The 19197-nt window shown below is 43.0% G+C and carries 28 protein-coding genes; 22 read left to right on the plus strand and 6 right to left on the minus strand.

Features of this window, described 5'->3' with window-relative positions:
• Positions 1–115: 115 nt before the first annotated feature.
• Together JHC35_RS02550 and JHC35_RS02555 are read right to left on the minus strand one after the other, a co-directional pair.
• Positions 116–1540, minus strand: coding sequence for a flagellin B (locus JHC35_RS02550; RefSeq protein ID WP_295041820.1), 1425 nt, complete (start codon positions 1538–1540; stop codon positions 116–118).
• A 159-nt stretch (positions 1541–1699) separates the two neighbouring features.
• Entirely contained in the window at positions 1700–3124 is a 1425-nt protein-coding gene (locus tag JHC35_RS02555; protein ID WP_295041821.1) for a flagellin B, read from the minus strand.
• 159 nt (positions 3125–3283) lie between these two features.
• On the opposite strand from JHC35_RS02555, the gene topA reads away from it, so the two are divergent.
• From topA to JHC35_RS02575, 4 genes are read left to right on the plus strand one after another with little or no spacing between them, the layout of a single operon-like run.
• The gene (topA, locus tag JHC35_RS02560; RefSeq protein ID WP_295041822.1) at positions 3284–5506 is read left to right on the plus strand and encodes a type I DNA topoisomerase; all 2223 of its coding nucleotides are present in this window, start codon (positions 3284–3286) and stop codon (positions 5504–5506) included.
• The gene (locus JHC35_RS02565; RefSeq protein WP_295041823.1) at positions 5503–6018 is read left to right on the plus strand and encodes a metallophosphoesterase family protein; all 516 of its coding nucleotides are present in this window, start codon (positions 5503–5505) and stop codon (positions 6016–6018) included. Before topA ends, JHC35_RS02565 begins: the two co-directional genes overlap by 4 nt.
• A 1-nt stretch (position 6019) precedes the next feature.
• A complete protein-coding gene (locus JHC35_RS02570; RefSeq protein WP_295041824.1) occupies positions 6020–6871 on the plus strand; it encodes a biotin synthase in 852 nt (283 codons plus the stop codon).
• Positions 6872–6914: 43 nt separating this feature from the next.
• On the plus strand, positions 6915–7268 hold the full coding sequence (locus JHC35_RS02575) for an AMMECR1 domain-containing protein (protein WP_295041825.1): 354 nt from the start codon (positions 6915–6917) through the stop codon (positions 7266–7268).
• Position 7269: 1 nt separating this feature from the next.
• Here the strand turns inward: JHC35_RS02575 and JHC35_RS02580 are convergent, their stop codons facing one another.
• Complete coding sequence (locus tag JHC35_RS02580) at positions 7270–8217, minus strand: NAD(P)-binding domain-containing protein (RefSeq protein ID WP_295041826.1); 948 nt, start codon at positions 8215–8217, stop codon at positions 7270–7272.
• 206 nt (positions 8218–8423) lie between these two features.
• Between JHC35_RS02580 and JHC35_RS02585 the strand changes: the two genes are divergently transcribed.
• The gene (locus JHC35_RS02585) at positions 8424–9536 is read left to right on the plus strand and encodes an OmpA family protein (RefSeq protein WP_295041827.1); all 1113 of its coding nucleotides are present in this window, start codon (positions 8424–8426) and stop codon (positions 9534–9536) included.
• A gap of 169 nt (positions 9537–9705) precedes the next feature.
• Positions 9706–10518 carry an HDOD domain-containing protein gene (locus JHC35_RS02590; RefSeq protein ID WP_295041828.1) on the plus strand — a complete coding sequence of 271 codons (813 nt, stop codon included), beginning with the start codon at positions 9706–9708 and terminating at the stop codon, positions 10516–10518.
• Here JHC35_RS02590 and JHC35_RS02595 read toward each other — a convergent pair.
• The 3 genes from JHC35_RS02595 to JHC35_RS02605 are packed head-to-tail and all read right to left on the minus strand — an operon-like array spanning position 10515 to position 12408.
• The gene (locus JHC35_RS02595) at positions 10515–10748 is read right to left on the minus strand and encodes a hypothetical protein (protein WP_295041829.1); all 234 of its coding nucleotides are present in this window, start codon (positions 10746–10748) and stop codon (positions 10515–10517) included. The two genes, JHC35_RS02590 and JHC35_RS02595, sit on opposite strands and share 4 nt — an antisense overlap.
• Positions 10749–10786: 38 nt before the next feature.
• On the minus strand, positions 10787–11335 hold the full coding sequence (locus JHC35_RS02600) for a ribonuclease HII (RefSeq protein ID WP_295041830.1): 549 nt from the start codon (positions 11333–11335) through the stop codon (positions 10787–10789).
• Positions 11336–11337: 2 nt separating this feature from the next.
• On the minus strand, positions 11338–12408 hold the full coding sequence (locus JHC35_RS02605) for an ATP-binding protein (protein WP_295041831.1): 1071 nt from the start codon (positions 12406–12408) through the stop codon (positions 11338–11340).
• Positions 12409–12579: 171 nt separating this feature from the next.
• On the opposite strand from JHC35_RS02605, the gene rpsJ reads away from it, so the two are divergent.
• From rpsJ to rpsH, 16 genes are read left to right on the plus strand one after another with little or no spacing between them, the layout of a single operon-like run.
• Complete coding sequence (rpsJ, locus tag JHC35_RS02610) at positions 12580–12891, plus strand: 30S ribosomal protein S10 (protein WP_013459053.1); 312 nt, start codon at positions 12580–12582, stop codon at positions 12889–12891.
• Between the two features lie 10 nt (positions 12892–12901).
• The gene (gene rplC, locus JHC35_RS02615) at positions 12902–13477 is read left to right on the plus strand and encodes a 50S ribosomal protein L3 (RefSeq protein WP_295041832.1); all 576 of its coding nucleotides are present in this window, start codon (positions 12902–12904) and stop codon (positions 13475–13477) included.
• Positions 13474–14088, plus strand: a complete 615-nt coding sequence (gene rplD / locus JHC35_RS02620; protein ID WP_294915740.1) for a 50S ribosomal protein L4 — start codon at positions 13474–13476, stop codon at positions 14086–14088. Before rplC ends, rplD begins: the two co-directional genes overlap by 4 nt.
• A 1-nt stretch (position 14089) precedes the next feature.
• Positions 14090–14371, plus strand: coding sequence for a 50S ribosomal protein L23 (locus JHC35_RS02625; RefSeq protein ID WP_013459056.1), 282 nt, complete (start codon positions 14090–14092; stop codon positions 14369–14371).
• Between the two features lies 1 nt (position 14372).
• The gene (rplB, locus tag JHC35_RS02630) at positions 14373–15218 is read left to right on the plus strand and encodes a 50S ribosomal protein L2 (protein WP_294915652.1); all 846 of its coding nucleotides are present in this window, start codon (positions 14373–14375) and stop codon (positions 15216–15218) included.
• Between the two features lie 2 nt (positions 15219–15220).
• Positions 15221–15502 carry a 30S ribosomal protein S19 gene (gene rpsS, locus JHC35_RS02635; protein ID WP_294915654.1) on the plus strand — a complete coding sequence of 94 codons (282 nt, stop codon included), beginning with the start codon at positions 15221–15223 and terminating at the stop codon, positions 15500–15502.
• A gap of 9 nt (positions 15503–15511) precedes the next feature.
• Positions 15512–15829, plus strand: coding sequence for a 50S ribosomal protein L22 (rplV, locus tag JHC35_RS02640; protein WP_294915656.1), 318 nt, complete (start codon positions 15512–15514; stop codon positions 15827–15829).
• 2 nt (positions 15830–15831) lie between these two features.
• Positions 15832–16542, plus strand: coding sequence for a 30S ribosomal protein S3 (gene rpsC, locus JHC35_RS02645; protein ID WP_295041833.1), 711 nt, complete (start codon positions 15832–15834; stop codon positions 16540–16542).
• Between the two features lie 2 nt (positions 16543–16544).
• On the plus strand, positions 16545–16970 hold the full coding sequence (gene rplP / locus JHC35_RS02650) for a 50S ribosomal protein L16 (protein WP_294915661.1): 426 nt from the start codon (positions 16545–16547) through the stop codon (positions 16968–16970).
• Positions 16957–17142 (plus strand): 50S ribosomal protein L29, encoded by a 186-nt coding sequence (rpmC, locus tag JHC35_RS02655; RefSeq protein ID WP_294915663.1) that lies wholly within the window; start codon positions 16957–16959, stop codon positions 17140–17142. Before rplP ends, rpmC begins: the two co-directional genes overlap by 14 nt.
• A 10-nt stretch (positions 17143–17152) precedes the next feature.
• On the plus strand, positions 17153–17404 hold the full coding sequence (gene rpsQ, locus JHC35_RS02660; protein ID WP_294915665.1) for a 30S ribosomal protein S17: 252 nt from the start codon (positions 17153–17155) through the stop codon (positions 17402–17404).
• Positions 17401–17769: a 50S ribosomal protein L14 gene (rplN, locus tag JHC35_RS02665; RefSeq protein ID WP_294915667.1), complete on the plus strand. Its 369-nt coding sequence runs from the start codon at positions 17401–17403 to the stop codon at positions 17767–17769. The genes rpsQ and rplN overlap by 4 nt, the downstream gene beginning before the upstream one ends.
• Positions 17769–17999: a 50S ribosomal protein L24 gene (rplX, locus tag JHC35_RS02670; RefSeq protein WP_294915669.1), complete on the plus strand. Its 231-nt coding sequence runs from the start codon at positions 17769–17771 to the stop codon at positions 17997–17999. The genes rplN and rplX overlap by 1 nt, the downstream gene beginning before the upstream one ends.
• A 2-nt stretch (positions 18000–18001) precedes the next feature.
• Positions 18002–18547 carry a 50S ribosomal protein L5 gene (gene rplE / locus JHC35_RS02675; protein WP_295041834.1) on the plus strand — a complete coding sequence of 182 codons (546 nt, stop codon included), beginning with the start codon at positions 18002–18004 and terminating at the stop codon, positions 18545–18547.
• Positions 18547–18732: a type Z 30S ribosomal protein S14 gene (locus JHC35_RS02680; protein ID WP_037949667.1), complete on the plus strand. Its 186-nt coding sequence runs from the start codon at positions 18547–18549 to the stop codon at positions 18730–18732. The genes rplE and JHC35_RS02680 overlap by 1 nt, the downstream gene beginning before the upstream one ends.
• Positions 18733–18773: 41 nt before the next feature.
• Positions 18774–19169, plus strand: a complete 396-nt coding sequence (gene rpsH / locus JHC35_RS02685) for a 30S ribosomal protein S8 (RefSeq protein WP_295041835.1) — start codon at positions 18774–18776, stop codon at positions 19167–19169.
• Positions 19170–19197 lie beyond the last annotated feature (28 nt).

Raw genomic sequence — 19197 nt, forward strand, 5'->3', positions numbered from 1 at the left:
TTGTTGTCATTATAAATTATTTCAAAGCATATAGCATTCCAAGTTGAAGAATAAGAACATGTAGAAAAATTATTGAGGCTTGAAGGCACTCCTATCCTGAAGTGCCTTGTCTAACTCATTGAAGAAGTTTTAAAACATTTTGTTGCACCGCATTCGCTTGGCTCATCGCATAGCTTCCTGATTGTGCAAGAATATTGAATTTAGAGAAGTTCGCTGATTCAGCTGCAAAGTCAACATCACGGATTTGTGATTCAGCCGCTTTAACGTTAACTTGAGTCACTGAAATATTGTTGATGGTTGAAATCAACTGGTTTTGAGTCGAACCGAGATCCGAACGGATACCATCCAACATTTTTTGTGCCGATTGCGCAATGTCCATAACCAACATTGCCCCTTTAAGGGTAGTTACCCCTGTTCCAAGACCGGTCAATGCTGTTGCACCAGCGATATTCGCTCCTGCAGCACTCGCAGTATCTTTATCAAATTTACCGATAACATCGGTCAAACGTAAGTTTTTAACCGCTGATGATGATAGCCCCGCACCTGTTCCAGCAACTTGGATATCTCCGGCATTGAGTTTGGTCAATGTCAACCGTCCATAAAACTGAGTAGTAAGAATTAGTCCTGTCCCTCGAGAAATTTTAACCCCACGACCATCGGATTTAAGGATCAAGTGCCCATCTTTATCGGTTGATGCTTCAACGCCGGTTAGTGTTTTTTGTGCATTGATCGCATTGACCAAGCGGCCATCGCTGTCGTTTGCTAATATACCACTGATAGTACCGATTTTTACACCGTTGATTGTTAAGCTGATAGTATCACCTGCTGCAACAGCACCAAAATCTTTTGCAACCGTTGCACTTGCACGTACGCCGAGGGCATCTTGGTTTTTATTGATGATAGTTGCCAATTGTCCAAGACCGGTACCAGCACTTGTACTGACCGTGACACTCTCAAAACTCACACCATCAATTTTTAAACTGACAGTACCCGCAGCAGTAACCGATTTACCGGTTTCTGTACGAATGTGCCCGATTTGGTTTGAATTGGTCGCACCGATATTAACTTTAACGGTTTCGTTGGAAAATGCACCAACTTGGAACTCTTTGTTTGTGAATCCACCATTAAGGAGATTTTGTCCGTTAAAAGAAGTTTGAGACGCGATGTTATTCAAATTCTCCATCAATCGTGCAATATCTTTTTGAAGTGCTTGACGAGATTGTGACGTTTGACCATCTTGTGCCGCTTGAGTCGCTTTGGTTTTAATGGTATCAAGAATTTTAAGTTGCTCATCCATCGCTTTATCAGCTGTTTGGATAATACCTACCCCATCGTTCGCATTTGCGATCGCTTGTCCGAGTGACGAAGCTTGTGAACGAAGAGAATCCGCAATCGCCATCCCTGAAGCATCATCTGCCGCACTGTTAATACGTAAACCCGATGACAGCTTAGAAAGTGAACTGTCAAGATTACGATTGTTTGCCATCGCATTAGTATGCGCATTCATCGCCGCAATGTTTGTGTTAATTCTAAAACCCATGATAAATCCTCTTTTTTGGTTTTATTTGTATGATGCTTTCAAAAGCAAAATCTATTCCAAAAAGTAAGATTAAAATTTTAACGAGTATAGAATGTGGTTTAAGCAGATAGATTATGAAAGTGGAATGAGTATGACCGGGCAATGCCCGATCATCAAAAACTATTGAAGAAGTCTTAAAACATTTTGTTGCACCGCATTCGCTTGGCTCATCGCATAGCTTCCTGATTGTGCAAGAATATTGAATTTAGAGAAGTTCGCTGATTCAGCTGCAAAGTCAACATCACGGATTTGTGATTCAGCCGCTTTAACGTTAACTTGAGTCACTGAAATATTGTTGATGGTTGAAATCAACTGGTTTTGAGTCGAACCGAGATCCGAACGGATACCATCCAACATTTTTTGTGCCGATTGCGCAATGTCCATAACCAACATTGCCCCTTTAAGGGTAGTTACCCCTGTTCCAAGACCGGTCAATGCTGTTGCACCAGCGATATTCGCTCCTGCAGCACTCGCAGTATCTTTATCAAATTTACCGATAACATCGGTCAAACGTAAGTTTTTAACCGCTGATGATGATAGCCCCGCACCTGTTCCAGCAACTTGGATATCTCCGGCATTGAGTTTGGTCAATGTCAACCGTCCATAAAACTGAGTAGTAAGAATTAGTCCTGTCCCTCGAGAAATTTTAACCCCACGACCATCGGATTTAAGGATCAAGTGCCCATCTTTATCGGTTGATGCTTCAACGCCGGTTAGTGTTTTTTGTGCATTGATCGCATTGACCAAGCGGCCATCGCTGTCGTTTGCTAATATACCACTGATAGTACCGATTTTTACACCGTTGATTGTTAAGCTGATAGTATCACCTGCTGCAACAGCACCAAAATCTTTTGCAACCGTTGCACTTGCACGTACGCCGAGGGCATCTTGGTTTTTATTGATGATAGTTGCCAATTGTCCAAGACCGGTACCAGCACTTGTACTGACCGTGACACTCTCAAAACTCACACCATCAATTTTTAAACTGACAGTACCCGCAGCAGTAACCGATTTACCGGTTTCTGTACGAATGTGCCCGATTTGGTTTGAATTGGTCGCACCGATATTAACTTTAACGGTTTCGTTGGAAAATGCACCAACTTGGAACTCTTTGTTTGTGAATCCACCATTAAGGAGATTTTGTCCGTTAAAAGAAGTTTGAGACGCGATGTTATTCAAATTCTCCATCAATCGTGCAATATCTTTTTGAAGTGCTTGACGAGATTGTGACGTTTGACCATCTTGTGCCGCTTGAGTCGCTTTGGTTTTAATGGTATCAAGAATTTTAAGTTGCTCATCCATCGCTTTATCAGCTGTTTGGATAATACCTACCCCATCGTTCGCATTTGCGATCGCTTGTCCGAGTGACGAAGCTTGTGAACGAAGAGAATCCGCAATCGCCATCCCTGAAGCATCATCTGCCGCACTGTTAATACGTAAACCCGATGACAGCTTAGAAAGTGAACTGTCAAGATTACGATTGTTTGCCATCGCATTAGTATGCGCATTCATCGCCGCAATGTTTGTGTTAATTCTAAAACCCATGATAAATCCTTTTATCTTAAGAGCTTTTTGCTCTTGTTATTTAGTTCAGCGTCCTTGCTGTTACAAACTATATCGGGTGTTAAACAAAAAACTTTAACACTTTCGATAAAAAATTTGTTACACTTTCGCAATTCATCCATATATATAGGATTCACACTTTTGAAACTCATTATTGTCGAGTCACCGGCTAAAGCCAAGACCATTAAAAACTTCCTCTCCAAAGACTACGAGGTTATCGCGTCCAAAGGGCACATTCGAGATCTTCCTAAAAATCGTTTCGGAATCAAAATCGATAACGAAAAAATCGTTGCCGAGTATCGTATCAGCGAAGACAGTACCGCTACGGTCAAGCAGATCCAAGAACTTGCCAAAAAAAGCGATGAAATATATATCGCGACCGACGAAGACCGCGAAGGGGAAGCAATCGGATGGCATATCGCCCATGCGATCAATAAAGATCCCAAATCGTTGCCGCGTATCGTATTCCATGAGATTACGAAAAATGCGATCATCCATGCTCTTGAAACACCTCGTACGATCGATATGGATCGGGTTGATGCGCAACAGGCACGCCGTTTATTAGACCGTATTGTGGGATATAAACTCTCGCCGCTTTTGGCCAATAAAATCCAAAAAGGGCTTTCAGCCGGCCGTGTACAATCCTCGACTCTAAAAATTGTTGTCGATCGTGAGCGGGAGATCCGCGCTTTTGTTCCTGAAGAGTACTGGAGCATCGATACGCTCTTTAAAAAAGATATTGAAGCAACCTTGGTAAGTTTTGAAAACGAGAAAATCGAAAAACTTACGATCAAAACAAAAGATCAAGCGGCTAAAATTGTTGAAACACTAAAGAAAGAGTCGTTTAAAGTCGGTGAGATCGAAACCAAAGAGCGAAAAAGCTCTACGCCGCCACCGTTTATGACATCGACATTGCAGCAAAGTGCCTCTTCATCGCTTGGGTTTTCTCCGAAAAAGACGATGATGATCGCCCAAGCATTGTATGAAGGGGTGAAAACACCTGAAGGGACATCTGGGGTAATCACCTATATGCGTACGGACTCACTTAATCTTGCAACCGAAGCGGTAGAGGCGGCGCGTGAGCTGATTGTGAATCGTTACGGGAAAGAGTATCTTCCTGCTCAGCCGAAAGTCTATACCAAAAAATCCAAAGGGGCTCAAGAGGCGCACGAAGCGATCCGTCCGACAATGCTCTCATTCACCCCTGAGGTGGCCGCTACCTATCTCAAACCCGATGAGATTAAGCTCTATCGCCTCATATATAATCGATTTATTGCCTGTCAGATGAATGATGCACGCTTTGAACAACAAAGTATCACCTTCGAATCATCAAAAGCAGAATTCCGTGCGACGGGGCGCAAGCTATTGTTTGATGGGTTCTACCGCGTTATGGGAAGTGATGATAAGGACAAGCTGCTTCCGACGCTGATTACCGGAGATGCGATCGAGATACAGAGTATTGTGCCTGAACAGCACTTTACCGAGCCTCCATCACGCTACTCCGAAGCGAGTTTGATCAAAAAACTCGAATCCGAGGGGATCGGTCGTCCATCAACCTATGCGCCGACGATCAGTACGTTGCAGGCACGTAATTACATCGAAATTGAAAAACGCGCTATTGCCCCGACTGAGATCGCGTTTACCGTCACCGAGATGTTGGAGAACCATTTTAATGAAATCGTCGATGCAGGGTTTACGGCAGCTATGGAAGAGACTCTCGATGAGATCAGTGAGAGCGGAAAATCGTGGCACAAAATTTTACTCGATTTTTATTATCCGTTTATCGAAAAAATTGAGGCGGGAAAAACCAATATCGCCAGTTTGAAAATGGCGAAACCTCTCGGGCGAAACTGTCCTCAATGCGGCAGTGAGCTGTTGCTCCGCTCAGGGCGTTTCGGAGAATTTATCGCATGCAGCGGTTTTCCGAAATGCAAATACACCGAACAAACCCAAGAGAATCAAACTGAAAATACCGTTGCAATAGATGAAGTGAGCGATGAAGTTTGTGAAAAATGCGGCAGCGCAATGGTAGTCAAAAACGGTCGTAACGGAAAATTCTTGGCATGCAGCGGCTATCCAAAATGTAAAAATACGAAAACACTGAATCAAGAGATTAAAATCTCCGAGGTTCCGTGTCCTGATTGCGGCGGGAAACTTTTGTGGAGACAATCGCGACGCGGTCCGTTTTGGGGGTGTGAACATTATCCGAAATGCAAATTTATCTCCAAATTTGAGCCAAGTACGAAAAAATGTCAGGTCGAAGGGTGTGGAGGTGCTTTGGCGCCGCGAACGTACCGCAATAAAGAGGTGTACGAGTGCGTTAAATGTAAAGACCGAACACCGCGAGACGAGGAAAATGCGTGAAAATCGGGTTACTCTCCGATACCCATAAAAAAGAGGGGCGCTCACAACGCATTATTGATCACCTAAAAGCCCAAGGGGCTGAATTTTTGATTCATGCGGGAGACATCGTCAAACCGGAAATGTTGACACAGCTCAAAAATAGCGCTTTGCGCTATGTAGCAGTGTATGGAAACAATGATGCGTCATTGGTTCAATACCATACGCAGTATAATCTCGTGCAAGAACCGCACTATTTTAAACTCGGCGGTGTGAGTTTTAAACTGATGCATCTCCCTTTTTATATGAACGGGGATACGGAAGTGGTTATTTTCGGACATACGCATGTTTTTGAGTGCGATTTTAAAAATCGTACCCTTTTTATCAATCCGGGGGAAGCGTGTGCGAGGGATAAGCCTTTTTCAAGCTGTGCGATGCTCGAGATTACCGATACATCGTTGATCGTCACTCATTACACCCGTGCCGTAGGAAGCGACCGCTTTGATGAACGGCACTACTCTTTTGAAAGATCCTAATATGTCTAAAAAAATATTTCTTTGTTCGATTTGTAACATCAATAGCGGAACGTGCAACGAAGATTGCAAGTTTTGCTCCCAAAGTGTCAAATATAAAGCCGATATTAAACGCTATCGTCAAAAGCCTATGGATCAAATCCTCGAAGAAGCACGTCGTCTTGAAGCGCTGGGCGCATTAGGGTTTTGTCTCGTTACAGCGCAAAAAGGGCTTGATGATAAAACGCTCGACTTTGTTTGTAATGTTGCGTCCACTCTTAAACGGGAAGTCCCTCGTCTTCGTCTGATCGCCTGTAACGGTACGGCGACGTTGGAACAACTGAACGAACTCAAACGTGCCGGCGTGAGTGCTTATAATCACAATCTTGAAACCAGTCGTGAATTTTATACTCAAGTATGTACAACCCATCCGTGGGAAGAGCGATTTGAGACGTGTGAAAATGTCAATCGTTCAGGACTCAAGCTGATTAGCGGCGGGATATTCGGAATGGGTGAGACACATGAAGATCGTATCAGCATGCTGCACTCTTTGAATGAATTGAACCCTGTCTCTGTGCCACTCAATTTTTATCATCATAACCCGGCATTGCCGTTGCAGCCCAATCCGTTATCGATTGACGAATCGCTCGAACTTATTTCACTTGCACGGCACATTATTGCCAAGGCCGATCGCATCATGATCGCCGGAGGACGAGAAATCACCTTCAAAGAGCGCCAACACGAGATTTTTGAAGCAGGAGCCAACAGCATTGTTATCGGAAATTATCTTACCACAGCTGGGCGAGAAGCCCATGCGGATTTGATGATGCTGCAAGAGCTTGGATTCGAGATTGCTTTATCACCTGAAGATAAGTAAGCTATAATAACATCATCAGGAACGTTGAAAGGGGTTAATAGGTATGTCTCAATCGGTCTTATTAACCATAGCTCGTGCGTCTATCGAAGAGGTATTAAAAGCTGAAAATACGATCAACCGACAAGAACTGATAGTGACGTATCCCCTTTTAGCAGAACCAATGGCAACGCAAATCACCCTTTTTTTGGGAGATAAGGTTAGAGGAATTTCTAAAACGGAAGTTGTGAGCCGCTCGTTACTCGAAGATATTATTCATAATGCGAAAGCCGCCGCCTTTTTGGACGAAGCATTTGATCCGCTTGTCACCTCAGAATATTTACATACGACGATAGAATTAACGATATTTTCTCCCGAAGGGGAGTTGAGCCATCGGAGTGAACCGATATTAAAAGAGTAGATTAGTGCGATTTAATATAGTTGGCAATCGCAAACCCATGATTAAGTCCTAGTGCGATTGAACCGCCTGATTCTTGGGTAATATCTCCCGCTACAAAAAGACCCTCGATATTGGTCTGGTAGTTTTCATCGTGTACAGGTTTCCCCCCTTCTTCACGGATGCCGCTGCTGGATAAAAAACCGCTGGGGGTTGTTCCGCCGATCGCATAAACGATTCGGTCATATAATTCCGATGAGCCGTCGCTAAAGAGTACTTTTACTTTCCCGCTTTCGCTTTCCAACCCTGTAATTTCAGTATTAAGCAGTGCTCTTACCGACCCGTTTTGTACAACTCTATCGATATCGGCTTGATTGGTCGGATTGGCACGTCGGAACGTTCCGCGGCGGTAGCAAATGCTTACTTCATTGCGATCACAGAGTTCAACGGCATATTCGATCGCAGAGTCTCCTCCTCCGACAACCATGATTTTTTCTCCCGAACCGCATCCGTCGAGAGTATAGTGGATCTGATTTTTGATGGAAGGGGGGATTTTATAATCGGGTTTATTGGGTTTGCCCATCCGTCCGATGGTGACTACGACGTATTTGGCACGGATAGAGCCTCCGGCGATAAATACTTCGAATCCGTCGGATGTTTTTACGATTTTTTGCACTTCCGTATGAGTACGTAACTCTAATGACTCATGATCTAACAACTGATCGAAAAAATCAAGGGTTGATTCTTTGGTGCCGTCGACAAAATAGATCGTCCCGTCAAGTTCAACCTTTTGACCTTTCCAATCTTTGTCTACCCTTTTGTTATCTTTGTAAAATTTACGTATCGTGGCATTATGATTTTCATCTTTTTCGAGCAAGATAATGTTTCTTAGCCCTACGGCATAACTTTCAATCGCTGTTGCGATCCCTGCCGGACCGGCTCCGATAATGGCTAATTCGTATTGTCGTTCCATGACAGCTCCTCTAAATAGTCCCATACTTTATCACAAAGAGCGATAAAATTCAATTTACGTTATGCTTGCTCTATGCTCAACACAATGGAAGAACAGTTCGAAATCATTAAAAAAAACAATTAAATCATTTCGGCAACATTTTGTACACATTTCTAAGTTATAATTTACTATTCGAATCTTAATGAAAGTCAAAAGGGGCTTAGACCATGAAAAAATTACTATATTCCAGCCTGCTCGCCGCAACATTGCTTGGTGCTAGCGAATACAACTATGAGGTTTCCCCGGTTGTCGGGTATCTTTGGAACAGTACTTCCAATGAAAAAAATGTCAACAACGGCGGAGCTATGGGTGGTGTGGATAATCACATCGTATACGGGGCGGAGGTTCAGATGAACAACCTGTGTAATGTAGTTAAACCGGAAATTTCGGTTTTGTACGGACGTGACAAAGTCGCAGGAAAAAGCAAAACAACAGGTGTTCTAACAACGATGTTAAATGGTGTGTACGAAATGCCGACTGAGGGTAGCGTAACTCCGTTTGCGAAAGCAGGATTTGGTTATGAGTGGTATACCAATACTCATCCAAATGATTATGATGGATTGTTGCTTGATGCAGGGCTCGGAATGAAAGCAGAGATTACGAAACAAATCGCTCTCAAACTTGAAGCCCTTTATATGTATAAAATGAATAACAACGGTATAGATGGCAGTAACGGCGAAGTTCACAATGTCGCTGCTTTGGCCGGTTTGACGTTTAGTTTTGATGCAAAAGAAGCTCCAGTCGTAGCTGCTGTGGCTGCACCGGTAGTAGCAGCGGTTGCCGCTCCTGAACCACAGCCTGAACCAAAGCCCGTAGTTGTACCGGCACCACAGCCTGCAAAAGCAGCAGCTCCGGTTGACAGTGACAAAGACGGTGTATTCGATCCACAAGATAAATGTCCAGACACTCCGGCAGGGTTTAAAGTCGATACTGATGGATGTCCTGTAAAAGCGACATTGCATCTTAACTTTGCAACTAACTCGAATAAAATTGATGCGGCTGGAACGGCAAAAGTTGCGGCATTCGCAAGTTTCTTAAAAGATAGCCCTGCGTACAAAGCGAGCATCGTCGGTCATACAGACAGTACCGCATCCGAAGTGTATAACCAAAAACTTTCAGAAAAACGAGCTGAAATGGTTAAGGAGATGTTGATCAAAGACGGTGTGGATGCATCACGTTTGAGTGCTTCAGGTAAAGGGGAATCTCAACCGGTCGCTTCGAATAAAACAAAACAAGGACGTGCTGAAAACCGTCGTATTGAAGTAGAACTTTCTTACTAAAAAACCTTTTAAAACCATCCCCGTTTTTCGGGGATCCTCTCTATCACAATTAATCACCATTAATTAACACATAGCGAATAAATTACCTGAAAATCAAACAAATTAAGAATAAATTTAACTGATAGTATTTTATAATCAATGTAAATAGTTTTATCGTGTGGAGAAAGTTATGAGAATAGAATTGATGGAACAAATCGAAAATGTACCGATGTTGCCCGAAACGGTACAAAAAGTTGAGTTGGTATTTAATGATCCAAATGCGACAATCGCCGATATGGCTGATGCGATAAAAAATGATCCGATTATTACGGCATATATTCTCAGAACAGCGAACTCACCTATGTACGGATTGAGCCGAACGGTTAATGATATTGCAACAGCGATATCATTATTGGGGAGAGAGGCTGTTCGTACGTTTACGATTGCCTCGGCTGCAAACTCTTGTATGGAACTTGATCTTTCACCTTACGGGATGAGTAAAGATGCCTATCTCACACGTTCGCAATTACAAAATGCTCTTGTGAGCCGATGGGTATCCAAAGTGGATCGCTCATTATTGGGTCATCTCTCGTTGGCATCATTTCTATTAGAACTTGGGAAAGTGGTGATTAGCCGCTATTTGATCGAATCAAATCAAAGTGCCCTTTTGAGCGAAAATCTGGAAAAAGGGATTTCGATCAAGCAAGCTGAAATCGTAGCGTGCGGATCCAAATCGGAAGATGTGACGGCAACTCTCTTCTTTAAATGGAATTTTGATCCTGATTTGGTTCATTTGATCCGTTTTGCCAATGAACCCGAAGATGCCTCTGATCCTGAAACGCAAGAGATGGCAAAATTCCTAAAAGTGGCAAAAGAGGCGATTACTCTCGATGGAAAAATCACCGATGAGACCCTCAAAAATGCGCATGAATTGATCGAAGAGTATGGCATGAACCAAAATCTTTTTGATGAAGCGGTCGAAAAAATTCTCACTGCCGCTTAATTATCTTCTTTTCTATAACTTCCCGCTTTGCAGCCGTTTGGGCTGCTGGGTGGATTATCCCTCAAATAACATAAATCTTCATAAGTTTGTTTCAGTACTTTACTTTCCCGCAATAACGGCAGCATTTTGGCATCTTTTTCATTCTGTGAAAGTGATTGATTGTATAGCAGTGCTTTAACTTCGCTATCTACAGCAGCAAGAGCAGCTTCGATATGGGTGAGTGAAATCATACGGTCTCTTTTTTTAATCCTATTATAACGATCTAGTTCTAAAATAATGAGGGTTGCAACGCTTTTAATTTGAAACTTTTACGGTGAATTTCACAATAGCCGTATTGACGGATGGCTTCGATGTGGGATGCACAGCCATACCCCTTGTGTCCTTCAAATCCGTATTGCGGATAGAGCGGGGCGAGTTCCACCATCTCACGATCCCGTGTCACTTTGGCTAAAATCGAGGCAGCGCTTACTTCGGGGATCGTCGCATCGGCTTTGATCATCGTTCGGATTCCGCTCACTCCGAATTTGGAATTACCGTCATAGAGATAGTCGGCTTCTCCTAATGCTTCCATAATTTCTCTAAGCCCTGCTGATAGACATTTTGAAATACCGAGGGTATCTATTTGTTCTGGAGAAAAACGGCTGATATGAAAACGGCTTTTAGAACGTATTTCATCAAAAAGCGCTTCGCGTTTTCTTTCGCTCAATTTTTTCGAGTCTCCCAAACCTTCGATAACTTCATCGAGAATGACACCCGCAATATATAACGGTCCTGCTAACGGTCCACGTCCTGCTTCATCAATTCCACACAATAACATGTTCACTCCTCTCCCTCGCTTAATGCCCATCGCTCAAACGGAATCATCTCAATGCGTGATACCGGATGAGAGAGGGTGCTTTCCAAATTCATGGTGACTACGATAACTTCTCGTACCCGATTGGAGACGATAAATGCTTCGAGTGCTTCTACTTTTTTAAAAAGAGCATGTTCGTTGGCAAAGGGCGATGCGATAATAATCTGCTGTCTTTGCGGAAGGAAAAAATCGATCCCCTCATCATAATAACATTCAATACCGTGTTTATCAAGCTCTGAAAAAATAAGATTTTCAAACAATCGCCCGAAATGTTTTTGAAGTACGAGTGCGTGTTTGATGGCTATGTCACACAGGTAGAGTTTTTTGACCGCGCTGGGATGATTGTATTTGGAGAGGCTTTTAAGGTAACCGCGCTTATACATCGATTCAAGATGCAGATAAAGCTTGTCTTTTGAGATTTTACGTTCCGATTTGAGTCGTTCATACAGATTGAAAGCGGAAACTTTTTGGGTCACCATTTTTGAGGCTTGAGAGAGGATGGAAAATTCTATCGGATCCAATGCCCGTTGAAGGGTACTTTGTAGGTAAAGGACTCTCTCTTCACTAGGGATGCGGTGCATCGCTGGAAAACCGCCGAGCTGAAAAAAGTGGTTCAGTGCGGTAGAATCAAATTTGCTTTCAAAAGCAAGAAACTCTTCATAATCGAGCAAAGGGAGTTGAAGAGCGCTGAAAGGGAGTTCTAAAAGGACTTCTGAAGTGAGAAGTATTTGCTCAATCTCAAAGAGCCGTATCGATTCGTGATAGTTATCTAAGGCAAGGATGGAGATCTTGTTTTCACGGCAAAACTGAGGCAGAGTATTATTGAGTTCCTCGATGTTGAGTCGGATATCTCGACAATCAAGGTAAAGATAGGTTGGTTTTTTGTGAGACAGGAGGTAATTTTTGAGTAGCGAACTTTTCCCTGACTGCGAAATTCCGTAAATCAGGGTATTTTCTTCACCGATTGTGAATTTTCGTTCTATAAACCCTGCATTATGCAAATCGTATCGATAGTATTCGTCTAATAAAGTATTCATACCCAAAATCATACCCTAAAAATTATAGCTTCCTTATTAAAAGGAAGTAAATTTTACCATGAAACCATTTTTTGCCCCTAAAATCCTTGACCCAAGCAATGTATGTCGGTATAATTTCGCCGCCTTATATAGTCAGTTCGACTGACGAGTTCTTTTATCTAAGGAAAAATTATGGAAAAAATTCGTTTGAAACTTAGAGCATACGATCATCGTGTACTTGATCGTTCAGTTGCCTCTATTGTTGAAGCTGTAAAGCGAACGGGTGCGGAAATCCGCGGACCGATCCCTTTGCCAACCAAGATTCGTAAATATACGGTTCTTAAATCTCCGCATGTCAACAAAGACTCGCGTGAGCAATTTGAGATCCGCATGCACGCACGTTTGATCGACATCGTGTCGGCTACGCCAGATACAGTTGATTCGTTGATGAAGCTTGACTTGGCTCCGGAAGTGGACGTAGAAGTTCGCTCTATGGACAAGTAAGGAGTAGGGTGTGGAATACATTGTAGAAAAAATCGGCATGAGCCGAACAATCGGTGCTACTAGCAAAGCAGTAACTCTTTTAAAAGTAAAAGAAGCGAAAGTTTGCGAAGTAAACGACGGTGTTGCTCTTGTAGCATACAGCGAAGGTAAATCGATGAATAAACCGGTTGAAGGTCAACAAAAGAAATACAATCTTTCTGCTGAATTCAACAAATTTGCAACATTGGAAGTAGCAAACACCGAAGCCGGTGATTTAGATATGGCTCCTTTGGCAAATGCACAAACGGTTAAATCATCTTTCAATACAAAAGGTCGCGGTTTCACCGGTGTTATGAAACGCTGGAACTTCGGTGGGGGTCCTGCAGCGCATGGTCACCGTTTCCACCGTACAAGTGGTTCTATCGGTAACCGTGAATGGCCGGGTAAAGTCCAAAAAGGGCGTAAAATGTCAGGACAATACGGTAACGAGCAAGTAACCGTTAAAAACGAAGTTATGTCATTTGACGCAGAAAACGGTGTATTGGTTGTTGTGGGTTCAATCCCAGGAGCAAACGGTGCATTAGGTCGAGTAAAGGTTGTTAAATAATGAGCGCGATTGTACTGAACGAAAAATTCGAAAAAGCCTCAGAAGCAGCATTGCCGGAGAGCTTTAGTGGTATCAACCCGCATAACCTCTACTTGTACGTTAAATCGTATCAAGCAGGTCTTCGTGCAGATACTGCGTCAGCTAAAACACGCAGTGAAATGCGCGGTGGTGGTAAAAAACCATGGGCACAAAAAGGTAAAGGTGGAGCGCGTGCTGGTTCACGTCGTTCACCTGTATGGGTAGGCGGAGCCGTTGTTCACGGTCCAAATACTGGTCGTAACTACGATCAAAAAATCAACAAAAAGCAAAAGAAATTGGCGCTTAAGTGTGCGTTGGATGCTTTGGCTCAAGCAGGGAAACTATTCATCGTTGATACGATTGAAGTTCCAAGCGGAAAAACAAAAGATGCAAAAGTATTGTTCGATAACTTGAATGTACGTGATGCATTGCTCGTCAAAAAAATTCTTGACGAAAAAACGTATTTGGCATTCCGTAACATCTCTAAAACGTATATCGTTGAAGAGAATGAACTCAACGCCTTTTTGGCTGCGACATACCGCTCGGTAGTAATCGAAAAAGCGGTATGGGAAAATCTGACTAAAGAGAGCTAAGATGGCAGATATTACTGATATCAAATCAATCCTGTATACAGAGAAGACTCTTGGTCTTCAAGAAGAGGGTGTTATTGTTGTTCAAACGTCTCCACGTATGACAAAAAACGCTCTTAAAGAGGTGTTTAGAGAGTATTTCGGAATCGTTCCGGCTCGCGTTAACTCACTAAACCAAGACGGAAAAGTAAAACGTTTCCGTGGTCTTGCTGGTAAACAAAACGACTTTAAAAAGTTCTATGTGAAATTGCCAGAAGGCGCACAAATCGATAGTTTGGCGGTGTAATATGGCGATCAAAACGTATAAACCAACCACCCCGAGCCGACGTTTCTATACAAACGTTGACAACTCGGACATCACGGCAAAAGCGTCAGTTCGTTCATTGTTGGTAAAACTTCCTGCAGCTGCTGGACGTAACAACAACGGTCGTATCACATCACGCCACAAAGAAGCGGGAGCTAAAAAGCTTTACCGTATCATCGATTTCAAACGTAACAAATTCGGTGTAGCCGGAACTGTTGCAGCAATCGAGTACGATCCGTACCGTAACTGTCGTATCGCATTGATCAACTACGTTGACGGTGACAAACGTTACATTCTCCAACCAAAAGGTTTGGTAGTGGGTGATAGCGTTATGGCTGCTGAAAGCGGATTGGACATTAAAGCGGGTAACGCAATGAAATTGATGAACATCCCTGTGGGGACAACCGTTCACAATATCGAACTTAAACCGGGCAAAGGTGGACAAATCGTTCGTTCAGCTGGTACATCTGCACAAATCATGGGTCGTGAAGGGAAATACGTTTCACTTCGTCTTCCATCAAGTGAAATGCGTTATGTATTAGGTGAATGTATGGCGACTGTCGGTACTGTCGGTAACGAAGAGTACATCAACGTCGTATTCGGTAAAGCGGGTCGTACTCGTCATATGGGTATCCGTCCTCAAACGCGTGGTTCTGCGATGAACCCTATCGATCACCCACACGGTGGTGGTGAAGGTAAAACAAACTCAGGACGTCACCCGGTTACTCCATGGGGTAAACCGACTAAAGGTGCTAAAACACGTAAGAAGAAAGCAAGTGATAAATTGATTATTACTCGCCGTAAACCAAATGCTAAAAGGGTAGGCTAATCATGGCTAGATCAGTAAAAAAAGGCCCATTTGTTGATGGACACCTTATGAAAAAAGTGATTGCTGCCAAAGAGACGAAAAACACTAAACCAATCAAAACTTGGTCACGCCGCAGTGTGGTATTGCCAGACATGATCGGTTTGACGTTTAACGTTCACAATGGCCGTCAGTTTGTACCGGTTTTCGTAACGGAAAACCACATCGGTTACAAACTTGGTGAATTTGCACCAACACGTACATTTAAGGGCCACAAAGGTTCTGTACAAAAGAAAATCGGGAAATAAGGAAGAGATATGGCAAGAGCACTATTAAAATTCGTTCGCGTATCTCCGACTAAATCTCGTTTGATCGCTCGCGAAGTTCAAGGAATGAATGCAGAGCAAGCAATGGCAGCATTGGAGTTCACTCCAAACAAAGCCGCACGTATCATTGCCAAAGTGGTAGCATCAGCAGTTGCTAACAGCGGTATCGACGCTCAAGATTGTGTTATCACGTCTTGCCGTGTTGATAACGGTCCGGTTTTGAAACGTTTTATGCAACGTGCGCGTGGTACCGCTTCAGGTATCCGTAAACCGACAGCACACATTTTGGTAGAAGTAGAGGGTAAATAATTATGGGTCATAAAGTTAATCCTATCGGTCTTCGTCTCGGTATCAACCGCAACTGGGAATCACGTTGGTTTCCTAACTTTAAAACAGCTGCGGTTTCATTGGGCGAAGACCATAAAATCCGTACCTATTTGAAAAAAGAACTCTACTATGCCGGTGTGAGCAATATCGTAATCGAGCGTACTGCGAAACGTCTTCGCGTTACAATCATTGCGGCTCGTCCGGGTATCATCATCGGTAAGAAAGGTTCTGACATTGAAAAAATCAAAGAATCTCTTCAAAACCTTATCGGTAAGCCGGTAGCAGTTAACATCAAAGAAGAGAAAAAAGCACAAGCTTCTGCGCAACTCGTTGCAGAAAACGTTGCGACTCAACTTGAAAAACGTGTAGCGTTCCGCCGCGCGATGAAAAAAGTTATGCAAAATGCACAACGTGCAGGGGCAAAAGGGATCAAAGTTTCAGTAGCAGGTCGTCTTGGCGGTGCTGAGATCGCTCGTACTGAGTGGTACCTTGAAGGTCGCGTACCGTTGCATACACTTCGTGCAAAAATCGATTACGGTTTTGCTGAAGCGCACACCACTTACGGTGTAATCGGTATTAAAGTTTGGATTTTCAAAGGTGAGGTTCTCACTAAAGGTATCCAACCAGAAGCAAAAGAATCTAAAGAAGAGGGTCGTGAAGAAAAACCACGTCGTCCTCGTCGAAAGGCTAACTAATCATGTTAATGCCAAAGCGTACGAAATATCGTAAACAAATGAAAGGGCGTAACCGTGGTTACGCTACGAATGCCAACAAACTTGATTTCGGTTCTATCGGATTCAAAGCAACGGAAGCGGGACGTATTAACTCTCGCCAAATCGAAGCGGCTCGTATTGCAGCAAACCGTCATATCAAACGTCAAGGTAAAATCTGGATCCGCGTGTTCCCGGCTAAACCATTGACTGCCAAACCACTTGAAGTGCGTATGGGTAAAGGTAAAGGTTCTGTTGACCAATGGGTAATGAACATCAAACCAGGCCGTATCATTTTTGAAATGGGTGGCGTTGAAGAGACTCTTGCTCGTGAAGCTTTGTCGCTTGCGATGCAAAAACTTCCGTTCAAAACCAAAATTGTAACTGCGGAGATGAGCAATGAAATATACTGATTTGAACGGCAAAACAGCTGCTGAACTTCAAGGGATGCTCAAAGAGAAAAAAATTGAGCTTTTCACTTTGAAAATTAAGCAAAAAATGATGCAATTGACTAACACGAGCGAACTTCGCGCGGCAAAAAAAGACATTGCACGCATTAACACTGCTATGAACGCAGTGAAGTAAGGGCTAAGCTATGACACATAAACGTGAAATTCAAGGTATCGTAGTGACTAAAGCGGGCGACAAAACAGCAACTATCGTTGTTGAGCGCCGTGTTATGCATCCACGTTACCACAAAACGGTAAAACGTTTCAAAAAATACATGATTCATGATGAAAACAACCAACTTAACGTTGGTGACGAAGTGGTTGCGATCGAGTGTCGCCCACTTTCAAAAAGCAAATCGTTCCGTCTTAAAACTCTTGTTAAAGGAGCGAACGCATGATTCAAAGTTTTACTCGTCTTGTTGTAGCCGATAACACAGGGGCTAAAGAGCTTATGTGTATCAAGGTTCTTGGCGGTTCAAAACGTCGTTATGCGACAGTAGGTGATGTTATCATCGCTTCTGTTAAAAAAGCGGCTCCAACCGGTAAGATCAAAAAAGGTCAAGTTGTTACAGCGGTAGTTGTTCGTACGAAAAAAGAGGTTCACCGTGAAAACGGTTCACTTATCCGTTTCGACGAAAATGCAGCCGTAATCCTTGATAAAAAACGTGAGCCGATCGGTACACGTATTTTCGGACCTGTAAGCCGTGAAGTTCGTTATGCAGGTTTCATGAAAATCGTATCACTTGCTCCAGAGGTTGTATGATGGCAAAATTTAATTTCAAAAAAGGCGACATCGTAGAAGTGATCGCCGGTGATGATAAAGGTACAAAAGCAGAATTGCTTGCGGTTATGCCTAAGAAAAACAAAGTGATCGTTAAAGGTGTTCGTGTTGCGAAAAAAGCAATCAAGCCTAGCGAGCAAAATCCACAAGGCGGTTTCTTGAGTAAAGAGATGCCTGTAGATGCATCAAATGTCCGTAAAGTTGAGGCGTAATCATGGCACGACTAAAAGATAAATATTTGGCACTTAAGCCTGAGCTTCAATCATCTCTTGGAATTGCAAATGTAATGCAGGTTCCTGCTTTGGAAAAAGTGATCATTTCTGTTGGTTGTGGTTTTGCCATGAAAGACAACAAATTGATCCAAAGTATCCAAGATACTATCAGCAACATCGCTGGTCAACGTGCTTCTGTAGTTGTTGCACGTAAATCGGTTGCTGGATTTAAAGTACGTGAAGGGATGCCGGTTGGTGTAAAAGTTACACTTCGCGGTGCTAAAATGTACGATTTCATGGATAAATTGATCTCATTGTCACTTCCACGTGTTAAAGACTTCCGTGGTATTCCACGTAACGGTTTTGATGGACGCGGAAATTACAACTTTGGTATCACTGAACAATTGATCTTCCCTGAAGTCAATTACGATGATATCATGCAAATCCACGGGATGAATATCACTGTGGTAACGACTGCTACGCAAGACAAAGATGCATTCAAGCTTCTTGAAATGCTCGGTATGCCGTTTGCTAAAGGGAGAGAATAATGGCTAAGAAGTCTATGATCGCCAAAGCGGCGCGTAAACCTAAATTTGCAGTTCGTGCGTATACACGTTGTCAGATCTGTGGTCGTCCACACTCTGTCATCAGTGATTTCGGAATTTGTCGCGTTTGCTTCCGTAAAATGGCAAACGAAGGGTTAATCCCAGGCGTTAGAAAGTCAAGCTGGTAATTCCAGTTTGATACTCCTAATGATTAGATAAGGAATATTAAATGATTAATGATTTGATCGCGGATTCGTTGACTCGTATCCGTAATGCGGCTATGCGTCGTTTGGATTCTACAACATTGATGCATTCAAAAGTTGTAGAAGCGGTAGTTGCCATTTTGGCAGAAAAAGGTTACATTGAGAGCTTTAACGTGGTTGAAGACGGCGTTAAAAAAACGATCAATGTCGTATTGAAATACGATGAAAAAGGTCGTACGGTAATCAATGAAGTAAAACGTGTTTCTAAACCGGGACGTCGTATTTACAAAGGTAAAGATGAACTAAAACGTTTCAAAAACGGTTACGGTACCATCATTGTCAGTAGTTCTAAAGGGGTTCTTCCTAACGATAAAGCGTATGAGCTTGGCGTTGGTGGTGAAGTCCTTTGTACAATTTGGTAAGGAGATAAGATGTCACGTATTGGAAAAC

The sequence above is a fragment of the Sulfuricurvum sp. genome, assembly GCF_022759005.1.
In the GTDB taxonomy this organism is placed as follows: Bacteria; Campylobacterota; Campylobacteria; order Campylobacterales; family Sulfurimonadaceae; genus Sulfuricurvum.